This is a genomic window from Aquirufa sp. (assembly GCF_044342065.1).
Taxonomy (GTDB): Bacteria; Bacteroidota; Bacteroidia; order Cytophagales; family Spirosomataceae; genus Aquirufa.
Map to the genome: position 1 here is coordinate 1 of NZ_JBIIQN010000027.1, position 23,875 is coordinate 23,875.

Consider the following 23,875-nt stretch of genomic DNA (forward strand, 5'->3'; position numbering starts at 1 on the left):
TTTATTGTCCGATTTTCTGTACACCTTCCACAGGCCATTTTCTTCCTTAATTTCAGCCTCTGTACCGTCTTTGTCTTGGTAAAACTTAACCGTATATTCAGCCTCTTCAAGACTTTGACAGGCTTTTGACATATTGGAACGTTGAACCTCATTGAATAGGTCAACAAAGCGTTCTCCCATTCCAAATTCTAATACAGCTCCTGATAAAACATATTGTAAATCACACAATGCATCAGCAATTTCTACAATATCATTGGCTGCAATGGCTTCTTTTAATTCATCTAATTCTTCGGACAATAAACTTACACGTAAAGCACAACGCTCAGGTGAAGGAATCGTAGGATTAGCTAATATGGGCGCTCCAAAGGTTTTATGGAACTCAGCAACTTGATTTAATGAGTCTATTTTTTGCATAAAAACAGGTATTATGCTTAAAATTAAGCATTTAATTAGGGATTTCTATTAGGCAAATGGCTTAATGAATGGATAAATTTCGATTCAATTTGTTAACAATTTTACCAATTGTACACATTATTCTCACTTATCCACATAAAAATGTGGATAAGTGTTTTTCGATTGTAACCAAATGTTCACAACTGTGGATAAGTCGTGGATAAGTTTAAAATTGCTTTTTTACATAGGACGGCTTTCCGAAAAAGTCCCATCACTGTAAAAAATAAGTACGCGCTCGATGGTCTTTTCTAATCGTTCCGGTTTTGCCGAACTCATAATCGGTTCGGTTCGAGTTGAAGTTGTCGTTTCCTTTGGACGTCTGAGATTTGATTGTACGATCGTTGGCTCAGGTAAAATATTTACAGGCGATTCTGAGGGCGCAGGTTCAATAGCATCAAAAAGAGATGGCGACGGTATAGCAATGGTTTCTTTAGGAGTACTCGATAGAATAGAAGCTCCTAGGCTACGATCCTCAAACAATAGATCCTCTGCGCTTATCTCTGGAAATACGCGGAGAATCTTTTGTACGACATCTAAACTTGGTTTGTTACGGCCAGAAAGTATATGAGAAATACTACTACGGGGTATTCCTAATTTATCAGCAAATTGAGACGCACTCAATTGCTTGCGCTTAATTAACAATTCGATCTTCTCACTTAAATTCATAATTGTATATTGTAAACTTTAATTATTACAAAAGTAAATTAAAAGTTAACAAAAACAAATTCGAAAATAAGCACAATTGTAATTTACAAAAGTGATATACAATCACTATGCAAGCTGATTAGTTTACTTTTGTATAAAGCGCCAACTCCCTTTTTGAAGTCCTTTTTTGACATGCCCAAGTGTAGGTAAATCTCTTCAGCAGGGCTTTTATCATGCAGCTTTAATAAACCATTGTTTTCCTTAATAGCTGAAAGAATACGTTCTGCTTGCGCATCGATGCGTATCATGCCAACGGGTTCTAAACGTAGATCCAGTTTGCCATCTGGCCGGATGTTGGAAATGTATACAGATGTAGTTTCTCCAAAAGTTAAATTTGTAAACACTTGATTTTTGAATAGCATTCCAATTTTACAATTGTTTACCAAGCACTTAATGCCCAAGTCAGTATGTTCAAAGGGGATTGCCTCTACTTTGTCGCCAATTGTAAATTCAGAACCATCAGTTAATGGAAGAAATTTTTCGATACGTGCTGATGCAACAATGCGATCTGTTTGTCCATCTAGGTAAATATATACCAGGTAAGAGCGGCCAACTGACATTTTTTGAAACTGTTGGCTAAATGGAACGAATAAATCTTTTGCTAATCCCCATTCCATGAATACACCTAGCGGTGTTACTGCCTTAACTTCAAGGTAAGCAAATTGATCGATGGTTGCTTTTGGACGTAAGGTGGTGGCGATAATTCGATCTTCTGAATCTCTGTAAATGAAAACATCTATGAATTGATCTATTTCATAGGTTTCCGGTACATATTGTAATGGGAGTAAGATTTCATCTTCATAGCCATCCAAGTATAAACCAAATGGAACTTCTTTGATAATGCGTAGGTGATTGTATTCACCAATTTTTAATTCATTTTCCATAAAAAAAACCCGGTTGTTTGAACCGGGTTGTAAAGGTAAGGATAGATTTTAGTTTAAACTACCACATTGTTTTCGCGCAGTGCTTGATTCAATGAGGTTTTTAAATCCGTGCTTTCTTTGCGTTTTCCAATAATAAGCGCACAAGGTACGCCATACGTGCCAGCTGGGAAGTTCTTTTGAATGGAACCTGGAATAACAACCGAATTTTCAGGTACATAACCTATGTATTCTACCGGCTCAAGTCCTGAAACATCAATGATCTTGGAAGATCCCGTGATGGTAACCCCAGCTCCAAGTACAGCTTTTTTGCCGATATGAGCACCTTCTACCACAATACAGCGTGAACCGATGAATGCTCCATCTTCAATTATGACAGGTGCCGCTTGTGGTGGTTCTAAAACACCCCCTATACCTACACCACCGCTCAAATGCACATGTTTGCCTATTTGCGCACAGCTTCCTACGGTAGCCCAGGTATCTACCATAGTTCCTTCGTCAACGTACGCGCCAATATTCACGTAAGATGGCATTAAGATTGTTCCTTTTGCTAAAAATGCACCGTAACGAGCCACAGCAGGTGGAACGACACGTACACCTAATTCCTTATAGTTGGTCTTTAAACGCATTTTATCATGGTATTCAAATATACCAACCTCACTTACTTCCATTTGACGAATTGGGAAATACATTACGATGGCCTTTTTTACCCATTCGTTTACTTGCCAACTTCCATCTGCCAAGGGCTCCGCAGTTCTTAACTCGCCTGCATCTACTTTAGCAACAACTTCTTCGATAGCAGCGATAACTGCTGGTGTATTTCTGGTTTCCGGGGTATCCCATGCGGATAAAATGATTTGTTCGACTGAATTCATATGTTTAGTATCCAAAATTTGAAGCTGCAAATTACCACTTAATTAATTTAATCGAAATTGAAATAGAAAATAATCAAGGTTTAAATTCCATTTTAACGGAATTTGGGCCAAATATATGAGATAAATTTAACTTAAACTTTAATGAGCTAAGTTATTGATTATCAGTTAGTTGATAATTTGTACAAAATAAAGTTTGGTGAATTTGTAAGCCTAAAATTAGCTAAAAGAACAAGTGACATTCTGTCACTCCCCTGCCCTACTGGATTCGAGCAGCAATTCCTTACACAAATATGCAAAATAATCTTGAATAAAAAACGTATCCGAGAAAAATTTTCTCAAAATAGCTACAATTGTCTATTTTGCTAAATATAAATATTCCGTTTACAATTGTTCAATATTCTATTTTAAACGATTAAATGATGGTTTATTATTTCTCAATTCTTGGAATTGTTCAATGAAAGTGCTATTTTTGATTTTTACTAAGGAAATCAAATTAATTCATTCAATGAAAAAAATTAAAGTTGCCATTAATGGTTTTGGTCGCATCGGTCGACTTACTTTCCGTCGTTTATTGGAAAAAGAAAATGTAGAAATCGTAGCAATTAATGATTTAACTGACAACGCTACTTTAGTTCATTTATTAAAGTATGATTCAGTTCACGGTCGTTTTAACGGGACAGTTTCTTCTGATGCTGATAGCATAACGGTAAATGGTCATGCAATTAAAGCATTCGCTGAACGTGATCCGAAGCAATTACCATGGGGTGCTTTAGGAATTGATGTTGTTTTGGAATCTACAGGTCGTTTCATTGATCAAGATGGTGCAGGTCAACATTTAACTGCTGGTGCTCGTAAAGTAATTATCTCTGCTCCTGCTAAAGGTGATATTCCTACGGTCGTATTGGGTGTAAATGATAATACCCTAACGGACGACATGACAATAATTTCAAATGCTTCTTGTACTACCAACTGCTTGGCTCCTATGGCTAAAGTTTTGGATGACGCTTTTGGTATCGAGAAAGGATTTATGACAACGGTTCATGCTTACACGGCTGACCAGAACTTACAAGATGCTCCACACGCCGACTTGCGTCGTTCTCGTGCTGCTGCATATTCAATTATTCCTACATCTACTGGCGCAGCTAAAGCTGTTGGCTTAGTTCTTCCACATTTGAAAGGAAAATTAGATGGAAATGCAATGCGTGTTCCTACTCCGGATGGATCGGTAACTGATTTTACTGTTGTATTAAAGAAGGACGCTACCGTTGCGGAAATCAATGCCGCTCTAAAAGCTGCTGCTGATGGCCCAATGAAGGGTATCTTGGAATTCACTACTGACGAAATCGTTTCTATCGATATTATCGGAAACCCACATTCTTGTATTTTGGATTCTAAATTAACAACCGCTATGGGTAACCTGGTGAAAGTTGTTGGTTGGTATGACAACGAATTTGGTTATTCTTCTCGTGCTGCTGATTTGATCGCTCGCGTTGGATAATGCAAGTCCATGTTTTATGATAAGAAAGAGGCTCAGGCCTCTTTTTTGTTTTGAACACGTGCATAATTGATTGAATACCCTTTATCATACCAAATCTTCTCAAATCGAGTCTTTATTCCAAAGTGATCATCATTCCACTCCGACTCATACAGATTTTTTGTTTCTGCCAAAACCGCTAAGCCGTATAAACGAAATTGCTCCATCGAATAATCAAAGAATGGTTCCGAATCCGTTTTTAAATGTATAAGTCCATTGGGTTTGAGTAAGCGCAAATATTTTTCTAAATAAAATGGAAAGGTTAAGCGTTTTTTTTCATCTCGGTCCTTCAATCGAGGATCTGGAAAGGTTATCCAGATTTCATCAATTTCGCCATGTTCGAAAAAATCTTCAATAAATTGAATCTGAATTCGTAAGAAACCTACGTTTTTTAAGCCTAAGCCATCTGCCTCTCGTCCTCCTGCCGCTAAACGATCCCCCTTGACATCCACGCCTATGAAATTCATATCTGGAAACAGCTTTCCTAAACCATTCGTGTATTCACCTCGCCCGCAGCCTAACTCAACCACGAGTTTATTGGAATTCTTAAAATAGCTTTGATTCCAGTTTCCTTGACAAATGGAAAAGAAAGGCTTAGGTGATTGAATGACGTTTGCTAGTCGCTCCGCCCATTCATATTTATATGTCTTTTGTCTACTCAAAACCGTTAATCTATTTCAGCTACTAAATATGTGCTGCCCGTTATTAATATAAAATCGGATTCTAAGGCTGATAAACGGGCCTCCTTGATGGCTTCATTCACATTTGCCGATATACTCCCCTTTAGTCCATGTTGATTACCTATTTCCATTAATTTTTGTGCCGGTAATGCGCGTGGGTTTTTAGCCTCCGTAAATAGATAATGCGCTTCTCTGGGAAACAAAGAAAAAACTCGATTGATATCTTTGTCGGCAACCATTCCTAGAATAATTGTCAACTTATGTGGCTTATATTGTTTTACCTGCTCCAAAATTTGACGTATGCCTGATTCATTATGTCCTGTATCGGCTACGATCCATGGCTTTTCTTGATAAACCTCCCACCGACCTCTTAATTGGGTGTTTTGACGACATTTAGCTATTCCTGATTGAATTTTAGCCAACTCCAAATGCAGTTTTCCTAATGAATTCAACTGTTCACACCAAGCAATAACGCCTCGAATATTGTTTATCTGATAAATGCCAGCATACGGACTATGAACTTGAAATTTCCCCCAAGTATTTGCCGTCACATCCATTTGTAAGCCCATAATCGAATAGCTTGAGTTCTCTACCAAAACTTCATCTTGGGCAAATTGAATAGGTGCTTGTTCTACAGCCGCCATATTTAAAAAAATAGCAGCCGTTTCCGCTTGTTTTTCACTGATGCAGATCGGTGTTTGTGATTTGATAATTCCAGCCTTTTCAGCGGCAATTAATTCAAGACTGTCTCCTAGTAGATCTTGATGGTCATAACCAATGTTGGTAATGAAACACCCCAAAGGTTTTATGACGTTCGTCGAATCCAATCGTCCCCCTAGTCCCGTTTCGATAATGGCATAATCGACACCTTTTTCTTTGAAATATTGAAAGGCCATTATTACGGTCCATTCAAAAAAACTCGGTTTAATTTCGGCTAACAAGGGTTTATTACGAAGAAAAAAATCTACAATCCATTGTTTTTCAACCTCTTGGCCATTGATTTTGATACGCTCGGTAAAGGATTTAAGATGCGGAGAGGTATATAGACCTACTTTATAGCCATGTTCCTTTAAAATGGAGGCCATAAAATGGGAACTACTCCCCTTGCCGTTTGTGCCTGCAATGTGCAAGGATATAAAAGAATCTTGTGGATTGCCCAACTGCTGACAAAGCTTCTCAATATTCCCTAAACCAGGTTTATATGCTTTTTTGCCTTCGCGATGAAACACAGGTAATTGCGCATACAAGAAGTTCATGACTTCTTCGAAACTCATCATGATTAGTTGGTAGGCACAATTTTTATTGTTTTAAAACCACTGGCTCCTCGTCTGATTCCTTCACTTTTGGGAGAGAAACGCGCATTTTTGATGAGTTTTTTGTAGCGCTCTGCCAGTGATAATTTCACATTGGTTCGGTCAATTCTAATTTCTGTAACGTTTCCTTTTTCATTGATTCGAATGAAGAAAGTAATTTCACCTGTTTCACTACCATTATCGATACCCTTCAAAGGCGATGAATCAAAAGTCCACTCCTGTGCAATCTTTCCTTCACCACTTCCTGCGCCGGCACCATTACCTTTTCCACCGCCACCTGCTCCAGAGCCAGTTCCATTACCATTTCCAGCGCTACTTCCTGAACCATTACCATTTCCAGACGCATTATTATTTGCAGTTCTTTTATTAAAAATATAACTATTATCAATTACGGGTTCTGCTTCTTTTACCTCTTTTTTGGCGACCTCAGGGGCTTTTTTTACGGTTACAGGACTTTCTGCTTTACTCGTAATGGGTTCAGCGGTGTTAACCTGTTCTGCTTCTGTGGTTTGGGTAATTTCTTGCTTTGCCTCAGGTTCAGGAGCTGGTGGCTCTTGCTCGAAGGTTATTTCACCCGTTTGAGCTTCTGCGGTATTCGGGATTTTCGGTGTTGGAGATTCATTCCAAATTTTCACCTGCCAAATTAAAAGAAACAATACCGCATTGATCAAAACGGTAAGGACCAAGGCTTTTATTTGATTCTTTCTTTCAAAGTTTTTTTGTGAATAGCTAATGCTCATATCTCTATCTTTTATAAACCCAAATGTCTAATTTATTTTCTGTCTTCATGCGGGCCGCTGCTTCATACCCTGCATCAAAGGTGGTAACCTCCCCTAAACTAACCCGGAAATACTTTTCGCCATCCCTTTTAGCGATGATTTTCACATCTTCGAAACCCTTCGCTACTAAATCTGCCTGACAGGATGCGGCTTTCGCTTCCGTTATGAAACTACCCACCACCAAGTAAATGCCTGATGCTTCTGGCGCCGCATTTACTATACTTTTTACCTGCTCTTCGACAGGCTTTTCTGTATTTATAGGTACATCATTTTTTGCGGGATTGATTTCTACTGTTTTTTCAGCCTTGTTAACTTTGTTTCGAATTGTTAATGGACTGAAAGATCCATTGACCTGATGTGTATTAGGCTCCGTCAAATAAAAGGCTGCCATGCCGCCAATTAAAAACGCTAGCAACACATAAGCATAAAATTGATTTTGACGGGTCCGTTTGACAGGTTGGATTGTTGGTAAATCTTCAACTGATTTCTCAATCGGATTTTCTTGTAATACAGGTTTCTTTCTAGCTTGTCCTATCGATACAGGTGTTAATCCGTATTGATTTAAATCAAAATTTAACGTTTGATTTGGCTCAAATTGAAAACGACCTGAGGCATTCACGCTAAATACGCCAATGTTTCCAAATTGAAATTGTGATTGCGCCTTAATGGTTTCTGCTAACGATTGTCCAAATTGATGAACGGCTGTAAATGCCTGCTTTTGGCTCACTCCCATTTCTTTGGCCCAACTGGTTGCTAATAAACCATCATCGGATTGAAGTCGCTCATTGAATGCAACCCATTTGGATTTCGGAACTAGTAGTTGATCGTCCTCTAAATATTGAAAGTCTTTCGTATTCAATACAAATCCACCAAAATGCGGTATGATCACGCAATCGTGGGTGTAAAGTAAACGCTCAATAAATTCAATCATTATATTCATCAACGTCTTAATTAAAATGAGTATGCTACACCAACCGTATAGTTGAGTCCTTGATTAATGTAATTCAAATACCGTTGGTAATTTTTTCCTAATAAGTTATTTGCGCTCACGGAGATATTAAACTTTTTGGTGATTAAATAATTCACCTTTAAGTTCAAATCGATGATATCATCCATCTGTTCAGCCTTTGGAGTCAATGACTTTTCAAAGCTATACAATCCAGCTATGTAAAAAATATCGGGCGAAACAATAATTCTATCTTTAAAGGTAATTGAGTTTGTAAATGATAAATTCATCAAAGGACGATGAATGGGCTTATCAATTGTTGCTAACTCAGCATCACCATATGCTAAATCTTGATACGAATTAAAATCATATTTTAAGATGGACAATACTTTATCAAACGTTTGATAGTTTACTTGTCCTGACATATTAAATACTTTCGCTGATTTTTCTACTTTCGTATTCGCATACTTTACTTCGAAATGGGTCGGATCCAACGTTGAATTTACGAGCATCGCTAAATTGGTGAATTCTGAATAACCAAATTTTAATTCAAAATCTAAATTACGTTCATTTGAACCCTTGATTCCACCGTAGATATTGGAACTTTGCGTTGTATTCAGCAAGTTGGGTGCTAAACGTGGCGCCATCCAATTATTCTCATTAGTAAATTGATTATAGCTATTAAAGTAAGTATCACCGCCTAATCCCACGAATAAATGTATAAAATCAGTTGGTTTAAAATCAATCTTTAATAAGGGGAATAAACGGGTTTTGTTTAACGTAAGTCTTTGTTCTTTCTCATTGACGATATTCAATCCTCCTGTTAAAGACAAACGATTGTTTTTATAAAGGAAAGTTGGTTTAACACGATAAAGCTCTCTTCGATCGTTGGCTTTTTCAAAAGTGTTTTCTGATAAATTCATCTCCCCAGTTAAATAGGCAGAAAAATTATCATTGACATGCAGGATGCCTTGAAGTTTACTTTCCCAAATCCATTCTTTACTTGTGTAGTTATTTGTCAAATACGTTAAGCCTGATGATGCAATGTAATCCCACTTAACATCTTTTTTTGCATTAGAAATACTACCGGAATAGCTGAATTTGTTGTAAGCGATATCTAAATCCTTAATAAATGGTGTTGAAAGGAATGCAGATTCTGGACGTCCATAGTAATTATTCTCAGTACGTTTAAAGCTGATTTGGCCATCTAAGAAATAATTCCCCGTAAATGTTTTACTGTATACCTTCGCTTCATTTTCATTCCGGCCTGAATTTCCTAAACTGACTGGGCCTCTCCGATTGGAATCATGATTTATATAAACTCCTTGAAACTGATTTTCCTTAGGTGTAAATCCAAAATGCCCATTTAACAAGGTATGGCCATAATTACCTGCTCCTATTTTGATGATGTTTTTAAATTTGGGTCCATACGAAGAAATCAGTTCATCGCCTTCACGTGGTCCGATTATGGAGGTCGTTAATAAGGTGTTGCTACCAGACTCCCATTTGCGATCAAAAAACTCATATTTCATTTTGCGCCCCTTTTGCGTGTTTTCAATCTCATTCAAAGGCTCAAAATTGCGGGAAATTTGCGGTTGGAGTACAATCTTACGCTCCTTCTCCAAAATGATATCATCATTCTGAATATTACCTTCCTTCTTATCCTGCGCAAAAACAGAAGCTGATACCCCGAGCATGAGTACACTACAAATGATAAATGGATTGGCTTTCATTTGAAATTTCATATACAATTATTTTAGGGGTAAGCTTTTTAAGGTTGTTTTGGCGAGTTCAATCACCTGGTTATCCGTAGAATTATCAATGATTGATTTTAATATGGCTTTCGCTTGTGGTAAATTTTTCAATGATACGAAGTTGGTCGCCAACAAAATATAGGCTTTTCCAATAACCGCATCTGATGCATCTGCAAATTCGTTTTTGAACTTGTTGCTAATCATGTCATTGGATTCTTTGTATTTGGCTTCTTTGGATAATTGATAGGCCAACTGGTATTGTGCCTCAGCCCCGATATCCCCTTTAGGATCTAAAGCAATGGTTTTAGTTAACCATTCTAATCGTAAAGAAACAGATGAACTATCTGAAAAAGCTTCAGCTAATGCACGGCTCATTTTTGCTTTTTCTTCTGTGCTATACAAGTTCAATGGCTCTATTTCTATAAAAACTTTTGCAACAGAGTCTAGTTGTTTAGCCGCATAAAATGCCTTGAAAATGTTGTTATAAGCATTTAGTTGATTTTCAACCTCCGGGTTTTTACTCGCATGCATTCGATAGAATGATACTGCTCCGAGTGTATTTCCTGCATTTAATTCAAGTTCAGCCGCTCGCGTGATAGCTTTATTGATTTGCGGATGCGCATTTTGTTCAATAACTTTTTTATATGCTTGTAAGGCTTCTGTGGAATCCTTAATCTGATCTGCAGCATCAGCTATCAAGTAGTACGCTTCCACCACGTTTTCATCTGATGGATATTTGGAAACAAATTCTTTTAAAGCAGGAATTGCCTTATCAAACTTCTTACCATCATAGATTCCTTTGGCTGCACTGTATTTTAAATCAATGGCATCGTTATCCTCAACTGCATTCGTGGAGCTTTGGAAATTTTCTAATACCTGACCAAATTCCTCTGGACGTCCCACCTTAATTAAGTTTTCTTGTAATCCAATTAAGGCATCTTTCGCGATTTTTTCACCTGAGAATTCATTGATGATTCGTTTATAATCAGCTAATGCCAATTCAAATTGTTCCGTATTCGTATAAGCTTGTGCCCGCTTAAGAATTGATAAAGCTAAATACTCACCTTTCATTTTGGCCTCAATGATTTCACTAAACCCGGTAATGGCTTCTTTATAATTGTTCCCATTGAACAAAAGTAAATTTTCTTGATACAGGGCATCTTCCGCATATTTAGAATCGGGGAAGTTGTTACGTACTTGTTTGAACGTTTGACGAGCTTCAGCATCACGGCTTAAGTAACTCAAGGTCATGCCCTTTTGAAATAAGGCATAATCCTTTTCCGACTTCGCTAAATCAGCTGCCTGCGTATAGTATGTTAAGGCATCTTGGTATTTGCGTGAAATCAAATAGGTATCAGCTAAGCGAATCAAGATGGTCGGATTGTTTTTAGAATTTGGTGTCGCTTTTAAGCGATCTACATAGGCTTTAAACAAATTATTGGCCTTCGTGAATTCCTTGGTATTGAAGTATGCAAATGCCAATCCAATACGAACTTGCTGGATAAAGTCTTCCGTTTGTCCTTTTCCGCTCAATAATGGGTTATATAATTCAATGGCATCCTCGAATTTCTTCAGTTGGCTCAAGGATTCAGCTTTACCTAAGCTAGCTAAGGCTGTATATTGTTCTTTTTGGGCTGTTTCAATCGATTTATTAAATAAATCGATAGCAGTTTCAAATCGCTCATCATTGTATGCGCGAACGCCCAAATTATAACTTAACGTTTGATAAGCTTCGTTGAGTCTTGGTGAGCGCTTGGTAATTCCCTTTAAATAGCTTAATGCTACTTCCAAATTATTCGAATTAAGAAATGCATCAGCCACTAACTCGGTAGCCTCATTGGCAAATTTACTGGTAGGATATTGGGTATTAAATGCTTGAATCTCTTGAATCGTCTCTGAAGCATGTCCTAGGTCAAGTTGGACTTTCGCATGATTGAATGCTGACTCCTCTTGAATGGCGGCATTAAATGGCAGCTTCTTTGCGATTTCAAATGCGTCTAAAGTCGCAACCAAATTCCCTGCATTTAATTGGGCAAGAGCAAGTGTAAAGGCGGCATATTGACTCAAGCTATCCTTTGCGGCTAATAAACCTTTGAGCTGATTAGCTGATTCATTGAATTTTTTAGTTCGATACAACGAATAACCTAAGCGATATTGCGCAAGCGGATTGATTTTGCCATTGCTTGCGCGAATTAATACTTCATAACTTTTAGCCGCTTTTTCAAATTTATCCATTTTGAATTGGACATCAGCTACCAATTGAGATAGTTCATCTATCCGGTAACCCGAATTCTTTTTAGCCAAAATAGGCTCAGCATAATTCAATAAATCAGTGAATTTCGATTGATTGAAATAGCACAAAGCGACCCAATTGGCAATTTCTCTCCGGTATTTGCTACTTCCTTCGGCTTTGATAAAATCAGGTGCCGCATCCGCATAACGCTTATCATTGAATTGAATAATAGCCGCATAATAGGCTGCAGAGAATGCATATTCTTCATCCTGTTCCGTTTTGATATCATTAAATACGGCCAGTGCCTCTACAAAATTCTTTAACTCATAATAGGAAATACCCAAGCGGTATTTAGCTTCTAAATTCGTTTCTGATGAGCGAGATAGGTATTTTGTGGCTTTAGCGTAATCGCCATTTTCATAGAAAAAAGTTCCTATGCCACGTAACAACTTGACCGCTTGCGGATGCTCTGGGTTATTAGCTACAAATCGTTCTGCGAGTATTTCAGCTTCTGGTTGGCTCATATAAAGCGAGCACATCGTAATGTAATATTCCGCAAGCACTTTTTGACCTGATTGTTCATGGCTCATCGGTTCAATGCTACCTAAGTATGCATTGAATTCTTCCCTCGCCGCTACATAATTTTTAGCATCAAAATATTCTTTAGCCTGCCGAAAGTGCAAAGTTTGATCCTTGTATATAAAGGTTTGCTGTGCTTGAGCACAATAGGTGATGCCAAAAATGAGTATGGCTACTATCCAACTAGTTGATTTTTTATTTATCCGCATTAGAATTTGATTACAGCATGCACAATTAATCAAAAATACGATTTTTCTTTTAAAATATTGTTGGCATTTCTGAAAATATTTTAAAGGTTTTTGACCAATAAATGTCCAATTCATAAAAGATATGCGGTATTTTTTTAATTTTACCCTTTCTATTTCATCTAACTAAATTTTAAACCTATGTTTTTCAAGAAATTAGGTCTTTTAGCCCTATTATTCCTGGGTTTTCATTTGAGTGCGGCTCCCATTAAGCACTACATTCAAATGCCCTTTCCTCATTCGCATTATTTTGAAGTAACGACCACGGTGGATGTTTCCCAAGAAAAAGGAAAATTCATTGATTTGAAAATGGCTTCTTGGACGCCTGGCTCCTATTTAATCCGAGAATTTGCAAAAAATGTTGAGCAGATATCGGCACTCAGCGGAAATGTGGATTTGCCTATTTCGAAAATTTCCAAGAATACGTGGCGTGTTTCCTTTCAGCCAGGAACCAAAACCGTTCAAGTGAATTATCAAGTTTATGCCTTTGAATTGTCGGTTCGGACATCTTTTTTAGATGATGTTCACGGCTATATTAATCCAGCTAGTGTTTTATTGTATGTTGATAAATTCTCAAAACAACCACATGAAATAAGTATTGTGCCTTATAAAGATTTCAAAAAGGTATCAACGGCCCTCAAGAATGTCGGTGGATTTAATTACGTCGCGAAAGATTTAGACGAGTTAATCGACTCACCTATCGAGATTGGCAATCACCAAGTTTGGAATTTCAAAGTAAACAATATACCGCATCAAATTGCCTTTTTTGGACAGGCTAAAGTGGATTCATTGAAGTTTATTGCTGATGTAACCAAGATGGCGGAAACAGCCCAACAAGTTGTGGGCCAACATCCTTGTGATCACTATGTGTTTATTATTCACAATATCCAACGAGGAACAGGCGGTTTAGAGCATTTGTATTCAACGACCTGTTCTGTTTCGAGGTCGGCCTATGAAACGCCAGGTGGTTATCAAGGAGTTATGAATTTATTGGCTCATGAGTATTTTCACTTATGGAATGTTAAACGGATTCGTCCAATTGCCTTGGGACCTTTTGATTATGAAAACGAAAACTATACCCACAACTTATGGTTTTCAGAAGGTATCACGAGCTATTACGCTGATTTGATTAACCTTCGTACTAAAATGGTTTCTCCGGATTCTTATTTGAATGATTTGGGAAAAGAAATTTCAGCTGTTGAAAATACACCGGGCGCTCATGTCGAATCTGCCGCTTCTTCTAGCTGGGACGCTTGGATTAAATATTACCGACCAAATGAAAATTCAAGGAACTCAACCGTTTCATATTATGATAAGGGTGCTTTGTTAGGTGGTATTTTGAACATGTGGATTATTCAACATACTAGCGGAGCCAAAAGTTTAGATGATGTATTTAAGTTGCTTTACACAGCATATTATTTAAAACTAGGGCGTGGTTTCACGGACGCGGAGTTGGAGAATGCGTTCACTACTGTAGCAGGTACATCTGCTACCGGGTTCTTTAAAGATCATATTTATGGTGTTAAATCGCCAGATTATGCGGGTATTTTTGCCAAATTCGGTTACACTTGGACCGATGTAAATCAAGGAAAATCCATTCCTTTTGTTGGATTATCCGTTGCAAACAATCGGATTACGTCAATCTACAAAGCTGGACCCGCATATTTAGCAGGATTGAACGTTGGCGATGAAATTATCCAAGTTAATCAAGCAGATTTTACGGGATTGGATAAGGTTATGGCCGACAAAAAAGTGGGTGATTTGCTAACTCTCAAGGTGAAGCGTGATGGTTTGGATCGTACTTTCGAGTTGAAAGTGCTTCAAACTCCAATGAAGGCATATGAAGTTCAACCCATAGCTAGTCCAAACGATTCGCAATTGAATTTGCGTAAAAAGTGGTTAGCACTTAATTAATTTGCTTACCCATCTCAGCATACATTTGCTGAAAGGTTGTAATAACAAAATTTTGAAAGGAGGAGCTGGTTGCCAGCTCCTCTATTTCTTTTTGGCCTGAAAAATCCAATACAGAGAACTTATAGCTCTGTTCGAGTTGGGGCGTCTCAAATTTCAGAATGTATTTTGAATTCCATTCAAAAAGTGAGATTCGCATATTTTCATGCGGTATTTCTTTGATGAAATGCATTAATCGTGCATAATTTTCACGCTTTGGATTACATCTCCTTCGCGTACTTGATCAATGACATCCAAGCCCTCTACCACTTTACCGAAACAGGTATGCTTACGATCTAAGTGAGCTGTATTGTTTCTAGAATGGCAAATGAAGAACTGTGAGCCACCGGTGTTCGGTCCACGGTGAGCCATCGATAAAACACCTCGATCATGGAACTGATTGTTTCCTGTTAACTCACATGGAATGGAATAACCAGGACCACCAGCACCCGTTCCATCTGGACACCCGCCTTGGATTACGAAATCAGCAATCACTCGGTGGAAGGAAAGCCCATCATAAAATCCTTTTTCCGCCAAATCAATGAAGTTTTTCACATGAATTGGAGCATCTTCTGTATAAAATTCGATTTTCATTAACCCTTTATCGGTCAACATTTCTGCGTATGCCATCTTTTTTTAATTAAATTTGAGCCACAAAGATAAATATTAAAATGAAAATGAGGTACTCCATCCTGCTATTGTCTATTCTTTTTATAGCCTGCCAAACGGATAGTGATAAACGAGAGGCGACCGATTTTTTTCTACGAGGAAACGCGAAATTTAAGGAAAAGGAGTATTTTGAAAGCATCAAATGGTATACTGAGGCCGTTCAAAAACAAGCGCAATTCCCAGATGCCTATTATAACAGAGGGTTAGTCTATCAGGCATTGGAGAAAAATGATGAAGCACTGGTTGATTTTTCTAAAGCTGTCGAGCAAGATCCCGCCTATTCACTAGCCCTTTTCAAAAAAACAGAAATATTACAAACCATGAATCGCATCGATGAAGCGATTAGCTCTGCCGAGACATTGGTTAAAAACTTTCCTGATTCTTCTGCCAATTGGTCCCTGCAAGGCAATATTCAAATGCAAAAAAGTCTTTGGAATGAATCACTGGCTTCATATGATCGCGCCTTAGCCTTGGATAAAACATCTGTGGAAACCATGATTAACCAAGGAGTTGTTTATCAAGAATTGGATCAATTGGATTTAGCGGAAAAAATGTTCCAAAAAGCATTAGCTTCAGGGAAATTTAAAGACTTGATTTACAACAACTTAGGATACTTAGCGATTCGAAGAATGCAATGGGATTTGGCCTCAAAATATATTAAGCAGGCATTGGAAATTGACCCCAAAAACCCCTTGTATGTGAAGAATTGGGAACGAATTCAGAAAAAATCAATGCTTGAATAGTGCCATATAGGCTTGTAATGCTGCGGTATTTTCGCTGCCATCCGTGAAGATTTCAAGTACTTTTCCGCTGGCGCTTGGTTTAAAGAAATCGCGAAATACGGAGTTCAATTCGTCGAAATTCTCTGCCTTACTATAGCTCAATCCAGCATCCAACGTGCTTTTTTCGGCCGTTTTCGTATGTTCGGTCACCATGAATTCGCCTAATTCTACCAGGTCTTTAGCCCCGTCCAATACCTGAAAAATTCCTCCGCCCCCATTATTCATTACAATGATGCGTAAATTAGGTCCTAGGTACTTGTTCCACAACGCATTTCGATCATAATGAAAGGATACGTCTCCTAAAAGAGCGATAGTTAACTTGTTGGCCAACTGGCTTGCTCCCACCGCCGTACTTAAACATCCGTCGATTCCGCTTGTACCACGATTGGAGAATACTTCTCGAGCATGTAATTTGGCTTCGGTCCAATTGATGTAACGAATTGCCAACGAATTTCCCACGTGGACATCGGCATCTGTCTTCGAAATATGATCAATCAAGGCATTATAGATATGTAACTCATTCCAAGCTTGTTTTTTGAAAAAAGCTTCTTGAATGGCAGGATTCCAAGTTTTGAAGCTTGGATTTGCTGTTAAATTTTTGGAAATGAGTTCATGTAAAACGGATAAACTTGTGGCATGAATAACTTCTGTCAAAGACTGAAATGGATCAGGTTTACCAATGGGATTTTCGTGTACCAAATATGATTGGGCAGGTTTATGTTGACGCATCATTTGTTTGATGCGTTTAGACACGAATGATTTCCCAAAATGTAGATGGAAATCAGCTTGATAAGTAGACCAAAGACCTTCATTGGCTAAAACTAGATCATGATTCAGTTCGCAAGCCGCTGGTAAATTCGCTGTAGCGTCACCAATAACCGGTATTCCTTTTTCCACCAGTAGTTTAAACAAGGTATTTTCAGCTTCATCGTAGGGACGCTGGCCCACTGTTATCAATAGTTTTTGGTCTGATATGGTGTCTAAAATACTTTTATCCCAAGAATAATCTTGTTTATGTGGCATAGCTGCCACCTTAGAGGTTCGAACTGGAAGTTTCTCCCCTTTTGCTGGGTAAAATGGTTCAGCTATGGGAATATTCATGTGAACAGGTCCTTGTGGAAAATCCAATGCTTTTTGAACCAATTGATGCGGTTTAAAGGCTTCAAAGGTTTCAAAATGTTTTACATGCTTACCATATAAGTTATTTTGATAAATGGTTTGTCCATCCCATTGTCCAATCCATTCCGCAGGCCTATCAGCTGTTAAAACAATCAGGGGAACCTCCTGAAAAAAGGCTTCAACTACTGCCGGGGCAAAATTTAAACCAGCTGAACCTGAGGTACAGCATATAATGACAGGTTTTTTTGATTTCAAGGCCAATCCCAGCCCGAAAAATCCGGCTGATCGCTCATCTGCTATGGAATAACACCGAAATCCGCCGTGACGTACAAGCGCCAGCATGATAGGTGCATTTCGAGACCCAGGGCATATAACTGCCTCATTTACACCTTGTTGGTATAAATCATCAATTAAATCCACAAGTCCTGCTGGGTAGGCCATAGCAAAAAAAAGCCTCGTTAGAGGCTTTTAAAATTATCCAAGATACGTTTTTAAGGCTTTGCTACGCGACGTGTGACGGAGTCTGCGAATTGCTTTCTCTTTGATTTGTCTTACACGTTCACGAGTCAAGTTGAATTTCTCACCGATTTCCTCTAAGGTCATCGCATGCTCACCATTCAATCCAAAATAAAGCGTCACGACGTCAGCTTCACGTTGGGTTAAGGTAGACAAGGCACGTTGAACTTCTCTGCGCAATGAATCATTGATCAATCCTGAATCAGGCTTATCTTCCGAGTCATTTTCAAGCACGTCCAATAGTGAATTTTCTTCTCCTTGAACGAATGGTGCATCCATGGATACATGGCGACCCGATATTTTCAAGGTATCAACAACCTCACCCGTTGAAATTTCCAATACTTCGGCTAATTCCTCCGGTGATGGCTCACGCTCAAATTTTTGTTCTAATTCCGAAAAGGTCTTTGAGATTTTGTTCAAAGAACCTACACGGTTTAAGGGTAAACGAACAATACGTGATTGTTCAGCCAAAGCTTGAAGGATTGATTGACGAATCCACCATACCGCATAGGAGATGAATTTAAACCCACGTGTTTCATCGAAACGTTGTGCTGCTTTAATCAAACCTAAATTACCTTCGTTGATTAAGTCACCTAAGCTCAAACCTTGATTTTGGTATTGTTTCGCCACAGAAACCACAAAACGCAAGTTGGCCTTCGTTAAGCGCTCCAATGACAATTGATCCCCATCACGGATTTTTTGAGCGAGTATTACCTCTTCATCCGGCGTTAATAAATCGACTTTACCGATTTCCTGCAGGTATTTGTCAAGTGATTGACTTTCCCTGTTGGTAATTTGTTTGCTAATTTTTAGCTGTCTCATAGGATCTTACAACAGATTGAATGGGCAAAAGGTTTCTCTTTTGCCCATTTAAATTATAAAATTATTCCGCTTGGGCTGGAGCCTCCGGTTTTGGTAAAAGAACTTTAGCAGATAAACGGAATTTGCCCGTTTTTTTGTCTACTTCTACCAATTTAACCTTCACTTTATCACCTTCTTTGAAAACACCGTCCATCGTATCGATACGATCCCATGAGATTTCAGAGATGTGCAATAAACCGTCTTTTCCTGGTAGGAATTCAACGAATGCACCAAAAGCTTGGATATTTTTAACTTTTCCTTCGTAAACCTCTCCTACCTCCGGAACGGTCACGATATTTTTAACCATACGAACGGCTTGTGCCATCGCTTCTCCATTGGCAGAGAAAATGCTCACATAACCTCCATCTTCTTTTTCTTCGATGGTAACAGTAGCACCTGATTGCTTTTGGATATCTTGAACGACTTTACCACCTGGTCCAATAACGGCACCGATTTGGTCTTTCATAATTTTGATAACCGTAGCACGTGGCGTTTGTGGCTTGAAGTCGGCACGAACAGCAGGCATCGCTTTCTTCATCTCATTTAAGATGTGTAAACGACCTTCTTTTGCTTGAGATAAGGCTTCGGCTAAAACTTCGTATGATAGACCTTGAACTTTAATGTCCATTTGGCAAGCTGTGATACCGTTTTCAGTACCTGTTACTTTAAAGTCCATGTCGCCTAAGTGATCTTCATCTCCTAAGATATCTGATAAAACGGCGTATTTACCTGTTTTTGGGTCTGAGATCAATCCCATCGCAATACCTGAAACAGGCGCTTTGATTTGAACCCCAGCATCCATTAATGCTAAAGTACCTGCACAAACGGTCGCCATCGAAGATGAACCATTTGATTCCAAGATATCAGAAACAACACGTAAAGTATAAGGGAATTGCTCCATAGGAGGCAAAACTTTTCTGATTGCACGCATGGCTAAGTTACCATGACCTACTTCCCGACGACCTACGCCACGATTTGGCTTAACTTCCCCTGTTGAGAAACCTGGGAAGTTGTAGTGCAACATGAATTTATTGTAACCTTGAGTCATCGCCTGATCGATGATTTGCTCATCCATCTTCGTACCCAAGGTAACTGTAGTCAATGATTGTGTTTCACCACGCGTAAATACTGAAGAACCGTGTGGCGTAGGTAGATAATCTACCTCACACGTAATTTGACGAATTTCGTTCAATTTACGGCCATCTAAACGGTAACGTTCTTGTAATACCAATTGACGAGCAGCTTCTTTCTCGATATCATGTAAATAAACCTTCGCTAAGGACAAGTTTACTAAATGGTCTTCAGGTAAAGTTGCGATATATTCATCCACGATTGCTTTGAAAGCAGCTTTGCGCTCATCTTTCTTCGGATTAGCTTGTTTAGCAACCGTTAAATATTTATCGTAGTAGTTTTTCCACAATTCAGCACGCAACTCTTCGTTGTGTGATTCGTGTGAATACGTACGTTTTTCAGTTTTGCCACAAGCGATAGTTAACTCGTTTAAGGCTTTACATTGTAATTTGATAGCATCGTGTGCGATGCGCAAGGCTTCCAACATTTCTGTTTCTGAAACTTCATCGCCTTCACCCTCTACCATCAAAATATCGTTTTCGTTAGCCGCAACGATTAATTCTAAAGAAGCACCAGCTAATTCGCTAACACTTGGGTTTACTTTATACGCTCCGTTGATTTTTGCAACGCGAACTTCTGAAATAGGTCCATTGAACGGGATATCCGAAACTGCCAATGCAGCTGCGGCAGCTAATCCTACAAACGCATCCGGTAAAACCTCTGCATCTGCTGAGATTAGATTGATCAACACTTGCACATCTGCATGGTAATCATCTGGGAAAGTTGGACGTAAAGCACGGTCAACTAAACGCGAGATTAGGATTTCATAATCAGAAAGGCGTGCCTCTCTTTTTAAGAAAGATCCTGGAATACGTCCATTGGACGCAAATTTTTCTTGATAATCAACTGATAAAGGAAGGAAATCTACGCCTTCTTTGGCCTCTTTGTTTGCTACAACAGTAGCGAGCAGCATCATATTTCCAGACTTGATTACAACAGATCCATCCGCTTGCTTGGCTAATTTGCCAGTTTCAATTTGGACTTCCTTGCCGTCAGGCATCGAAATATGCTTTGTAATGATGTTAAATGACATACGTTTCGGAATAAATTTTCACGCAACCTTGCGTGAGTAGAATGTTTGTTTGATGAATCCAAACGGGGTAAAAAGAAATAAAACAGGGCTCCTAAATGAAAGGAACCCTGCTTGTATTTATTTACGAATACCTAATTCAGCAATAATTGCACGGTAACGTGTAATATCAGTACGTGTTAGATAATCTAGTAAACGGCGACGCTTACCAACTAATTTTAAAAGTCCTAAGCGTGTGCTGTGGTCTTTCTTGTTTTTCTTAAGGTGCTCAGTCAAATGATTGATTCTGAAAGTGAATAACGCAATTTGCGACTCAGCAGAACCAGTATCGATTTTAGACTTTGCTTTTCCCTTTGATTCGAAAATGGTTTCTTTTACTTCGGGTGACAAATACATCTTTTACCAGTTTAAAAAGTTTATAAAAATTAATTCGCAAAAGTACACAGAATAGTCGGAATCAGCAAGCCCTTAGCTTGAATATTTCTTTTGCAGTATTTTCAAGCCTTTAACACGATCCCAAAGGACTCGGTAGAAGTCTGATTCGAATAATCGTGAATCATTTAAGGCTATTTTTAAGAAATACATCCCAATCAAAGTTAGTACGCTATTCGATATCCAGGCGCCTATTTCCACAAGCACCTTCCCTTCTTTTGCCATTTTGTCGCCTTGTTGGGTTAAAATATACATGAGGATAAAGAACGATACGGCAACTACCACGGGAACCCCAAATCCTCCTTTTTTAATAATGGCTCCTAAGGGGGCACCTATCAAGAACATTACGAGAATAGCTAAAGAGGTCGTAAACTTTTTATGCCATTCCAGCCGGGTAGTTTTAAGTTTATCCTGCCGTGTTTCTAGCGCTGTTAAATTGGTTTGAGCAAAGGTTTGCATGTTTTGAACCTGTTGGATTGCAATATCCATCGGGTCGCGCGTTGATTTTTCGGCTAATCCTTTTTTCAATCGTTTCGATACCCATTGGGTATTCGATAACATTTTGATCGATTGCCCTATCGGCTTGTGGAAGTACATAAAATTAGGGCCAATGGAGGTAATGAAGCCCAACTTCATATTACTCATTATTTTTCGTAGCGAGTCTTCATCCGCTTGTAATTGGAAATTATCTCGCATGATTTCGTAATGTGAGAATTGACTTTCTTCCGTTTTGTGAAGGTCAAAAGCATCCAAGGACATGACGATTTTACTCTTTTTGAAATTATGTACCGCTAAATCAGACGCATCTAAATTGCTTCCTCGATCCGCATCTTCCATGTAATCCTTGCCATTGAATAGCTCAAAAACAAGGTATTTCTTGCCGAACATGGTATACATCAATCCTGAATCTGCTAAAGTAACATGTCGGTTCCCGTCATTGTGTGTATGATCATATATAATGAGGGATTTTAGCGTTTTGTTGTCTGGGTATTTTTTGGCCACCTTAATGGAATAGCCGGGCAAATCGGAATAAAAGATTCCCTCCTTGATGTTCAGCGTCGTTTTGGTGGTCTTAATGTCATATAACAATCCCCATCCTTTCAAATTAGCCCAGGGCATAGCCACATTATTAAACCAAAACATGAAGCCCGACAACATAATGGCGATAAGCAGGATGGGGCGGAATATGCGTATAATGGATATTCCAGCGCCTTTTAGTGCGGTTAATTCAAAATTTTCACCCAATTTCCCGAAAGTCATGAGCGAAGAAAGCAATACCGAAAGAGGTAATGCGAGTGGCAATGTAATGAGAGAAAAATAGAAAAATAACTCGATATAGACACCTACGCCTAGGTCTTTGCCAAATAGATCAGCAAAATAAAAGAGTACTAATCGTAATAAGAAAATGAAGATTACGATTAGCGTTGTTAAGACAAAGGGCCCCCAGAAGGCTTTCAGTACTAATTTATCTATTTTACGCATACTAACTCCCTACGATCTCTTTGAGTTTATCAGTTAAATAGTCCCAAAGTTCTTGGGCGTCGCTGGCCGACTTAAACGTGGATGCGGAATCGGTAATCACCAAATAGGTTGTGTTACTAAGTTCGCTCACATCTAATTTGAATTCAATGCAAGCGCTATGCGCAGGTTCCCCCGCTTTGGTAAAGTCCAATTTGAAGCTTTTGTTCAATTTATTATGAACAATGGTAGCTGGATGATTTTCATTATCCCATAAAAAAATAAAGCCTTGCTGTGACTGCACCGTAACCTTGTCTGCAAACCATTGCTGCAAGCCAGAGGCCGTACTAATGTATGGATAAAGTACTTTGGGCGAGGCTTTTATCTCGATTTCGAATTCATAGCTTACTGCTGGCATAATGCTATTGGGTTTTCATGGGATGGGCCAAAAGTGTCCCTAAAAACAAAGGTAAACGAATTCGGATGAATCGCAAATCAGATACAAATTTAATAAGTATTCGTAAAATATTTGTGACTCTTGCACCTTTCAATTACATTTGCACCATGTTTCGGCGGGGTAGCTCAGATGGTTAGAGCGTTGGATTCATAACCCAAAGGTCGGCAGTTCGATTCTGCTCCCCGCTACTAGAAAGACTTTGTGAGAGCAAGGTCTTTTTTTTGTTTTTGATTGTAGAGACGCGATACTTCGCGTCTTTTCTATTATTATACGCGAAGTATCGCGTCTCTACTTTATTATACGCGAAGTATCGCGTCTCTACTTTATTATACGCGAAGTATCGCGTCTCTACTTTATTATACGCGAAGTATCGCGTCTCTACTTTATTAGACGCGAGGTATCGCGTCTCTACTTGAATTGGAATCTAACGAAACTAGTATGTTTAAGGATATATTGGTATTTTAGCGACTTATAGGGCTATTATGACCCAAAC

21 protein-coding genes and 1 tRNA gene are annotated in these 23,875 nt (G+C 38.7%); 4 read left to right on the forward strand and 18 right to left on the reverse strand.

Annotated elements, in window-relative coordinates:
* The 4 genes from ACIQZ2_RS09280 to ACIQZ2_RS09295 form a co-directional block, all read right to left on the reverse strand.
* A partial coding sequence (locus ACIQZ2_RS09280) for a hypothetical protein (protein WP_395768577.1) occupies positions 1 to 414 on the reverse strand: 414 nt, incomplete at its 3' end.
* 219 nt (positions 415 to 633) lie between these two features.
* A complete protein-coding gene (locus ACIQZ2_RS09285) occupies positions 634 to 1,119 on the reverse strand; it encodes a helix-turn-helix transcriptional regulator (protein WP_395768578.1) in 486 nt (161 codons plus the stop codon).
* 83 nt (positions 1,120 to 1,202) lie between these two features.
* Positions 1,203 to 2,042: a S1 RNA-binding domain-containing protein gene (locus ACIQZ2_RS09290; protein ID WP_395768579.1), complete on the reverse strand. Its 840-nt coding sequence runs from the start codon at positions 2,040 to 2,042 to the stop codon at positions 1,203 to 1,205.
* A gap of 53 nt (positions 2,043 to 2,095) precedes the next feature.
* Positions 2,096 to 2,914 (reverse strand): 2,3,4,5-tetrahydropyridine-2,6-dicarboxylate N-succinyltransferase, encoded by an 819-nt coding sequence (locus ACIQZ2_RS09295; protein ID WP_395768580.1) that lies wholly within the window; start codon positions 2,912 to 2,914, stop codon positions 2,096 to 2,098.
* Positions 2,915 to 3,419: 505 nt separating this feature from the next.
* On the opposite strand from ACIQZ2_RS09295, the gene gap reads away from it, so the two are divergent.
* A complete protein-coding gene (gene gap / locus ACIQZ2_RS09300) occupies positions 3,420 to 4,412 on the forward strand; it encodes a type I glyceraldehyde-3-phosphate dehydrogenase (RefSeq protein WP_395768581.1) in 993 nt (330 codons plus the stop codon).
* Between the two features lie 32 nt (positions 4,413 to 4,444).
* Here gap and trmB read toward each other — a convergent pair whose 3' ends face one another.
* From trmB to ACIQZ2_RS09330, 6 genes are read right to left on the reverse strand one after another with little or no spacing between them, the layout of a single operon-like run.
* Positions 4,445 to 5,110, reverse strand: coding sequence for a tRNA (guanosine(46)-N7)-methyltransferase TrmB (gene trmB, locus ACIQZ2_RS09305; protein WP_395768582.1), 666 nt, complete (start codon positions 5,108 to 5,110; stop codon positions 4,445 to 4,447).
* 5 nt (positions 5,111 to 5,115) lie between these two features.
* Entirely contained in the window at positions 5,116 to 6,405 is a 1,290-nt protein-coding gene (locus ACIQZ2_RS09310; protein WP_395768583.1) for a bifunctional folylpolyglutamate synthase/dihydrofolate synthase, read from the reverse strand.
* Positions 6,406 to 6,407: 2 nt separating this feature from the next.
* Complete coding sequence (locus ACIQZ2_RS09315; RefSeq protein ID WP_395768584.1) at positions 6,408 to 7,181, reverse strand: hypothetical protein; 774 nt, start codon at positions 7,179 to 7,181, stop codon at positions 6,408 to 6,410.
* Positions 7,182 to 7,185: 4 nt separating this feature from the next.
* Positions 7,186 to 8,160 (reverse strand): SPOR domain-containing protein, encoded by a 975-nt coding sequence (locus ACIQZ2_RS09320; RefSeq protein WP_395768585.1) that lies wholly within the window; start codon positions 8,158 to 8,160, stop codon positions 7,186 to 7,188.
* Positions 8,161 to 8,171: 11 nt separating this feature from the next.
* A complete protein-coding gene (locus tag ACIQZ2_RS09325) occupies positions 8,172 to 9,911 on the reverse strand; it encodes a hypothetical protein (protein ID WP_395768586.1) in 1,740 nt (579 codons plus the stop codon).
* Positions 9,912 to 9,917: 6 nt separating this feature from the next.
* Positions 9,918 to 12,941: a tetratricopeptide repeat protein gene (locus ACIQZ2_RS09330; RefSeq protein WP_395768587.1), complete on the reverse strand. Its 3,024-nt coding sequence runs from the start codon at positions 12,939 to 12,941 to the stop codon at positions 9,918 to 9,920.
* Positions 12,942 to 13,118: 177 nt separating this feature from the next.
* Here ACIQZ2_RS09330 and ACIQZ2_RS09335 point away from each other — a divergent pair, with 177 nt between their 5' ends.
* A complete protein-coding gene (locus tag ACIQZ2_RS09335) occupies positions 13,119 to 14,891 on the forward strand; it encodes a M61 family metallopeptidase (RefSeq protein WP_395768588.1) in 1,773 nt (590 codons plus the stop codon).
* Here ACIQZ2_RS09335 and ACIQZ2_RS09340 read toward each other — a convergent pair.
* Both ACIQZ2_RS09340 and ACIQZ2_RS09345 read right to left on the reverse strand, forming a co-directional pair.
* Positions 14,884 to 15,120, reverse strand: a complete 237-nt coding sequence (locus ACIQZ2_RS09340; protein WP_395768589.1) for a hypothetical protein — start codon at positions 15,118 to 15,120, stop codon at positions 14,884 to 14,886. The genes ACIQZ2_RS09335 and ACIQZ2_RS09340 overlap by 8 nt on opposite strands.
* Positions 15,120 to 15,557 (reverse strand): peptidylprolyl isomerase, encoded by a 438-nt coding sequence (locus tag ACIQZ2_RS09345; protein WP_395768590.1) that lies wholly within the window; start codon positions 15,555 to 15,557, stop codon positions 15,120 to 15,122. The genes ACIQZ2_RS09340 and ACIQZ2_RS09345 overlap by 1 nt, the downstream gene beginning before the upstream one ends.
* 41 nt (positions 15,558 to 15,598) lie before the next feature.
* Between ACIQZ2_RS09345 and ACIQZ2_RS09350 the strand changes: the two genes are divergently transcribed.
* Positions 15,599 to 16,339, forward strand: coding sequence for a tetratricopeptide repeat protein (locus tag ACIQZ2_RS09350; protein ID WP_395768591.1), 741 nt, complete (start codon positions 15,599 to 15,601; stop codon positions 16,337 to 16,339).
* Here ACIQZ2_RS09350 and menD read toward each other — a convergent pair.
* The 6 genes from menD to ACIQZ2_RS09380 form a co-directional block, all read right to left on the reverse strand.
* Entirely contained in the window at positions 16,325 to 17,938 is a 1,614-nt protein-coding gene (menD, locus tag ACIQZ2_RS09355; protein ID WP_395768592.1) for a 2-succinyl-5-enolpyruvyl-6-hydroxy-3-cyclohexene-1-carboxylic-acid synthase, read from the reverse strand. The genes ACIQZ2_RS09350 and menD overlap by 15 nt on opposite strands.
* A 33-nt stretch (positions 17,939 to 17,971) precedes the next feature.
* Positions 17,972 to 18,835 carry an RNA polymerase sigma factor RpoD/SigA gene (locus tag ACIQZ2_RS09360; RefSeq protein ID WP_109323139.1) on the reverse strand — a complete coding sequence of 288 codons (864 nt, stop codon included), beginning with the start codon at positions 18,833 to 18,835 and terminating at the stop codon, positions 17,972 to 17,974.
* Positions 18,836 to 18,896: 61 nt separating this feature from the next.
* The gene (gene pnp, locus ACIQZ2_RS09365) at positions 18,897 to 21,038 is read right to left on the reverse strand and encodes a polyribonucleotide nucleotidyltransferase (protein ID WP_395768593.1); all 2,142 of its coding nucleotides are present in this window, start codon (positions 21,036 to 21,038) and stop codon (positions 18,897 to 18,899) included.
* Positions 21,039 to 21,155: 117 nt separating this feature from the next.
* Positions 21,156 to 21,431: a 30S ribosomal protein S15 gene (gene rpsO / locus ACIQZ2_RS09370; protein WP_395768594.1), complete on the reverse strand. Its 276-nt coding sequence runs from the start codon at positions 21,429 to 21,431 to the stop codon at positions 21,156 to 21,158.
* Between the two features lie 72 nt (positions 21,432 to 21,503).
* Complete coding sequence (locus tag ACIQZ2_RS09375) at positions 21,504 to 22,949, reverse strand: LptF/LptG family permease (RefSeq protein ID WP_395768595.1); 1,446 nt, start codon at positions 22,947 to 22,949, stop codon at positions 21,504 to 21,506.
* A 1-nt stretch (position 22,950) separates the two neighbouring features.
* A complete protein-coding gene (locus ACIQZ2_RS09380) occupies positions 22,951 to 23,343 on the reverse strand; it encodes an START-like domain-containing protein (RefSeq protein WP_395768596.1) in 393 nt (130 codons plus the stop codon).
* A 153-nt stretch (positions 23,344 to 23,496) separates the two neighbouring features.
* On the opposite strand from ACIQZ2_RS09380, the gene ACIQZ2_RS09385 reads away from it, so the two are divergent.
* Positions 23,497 to 23,570: transfer RNA gene (locus tag ACIQZ2_RS09385), tRNA-Met, on the forward strand.
* Positions 23,571 to 23,875: the final 305 nt, after the last annotated feature.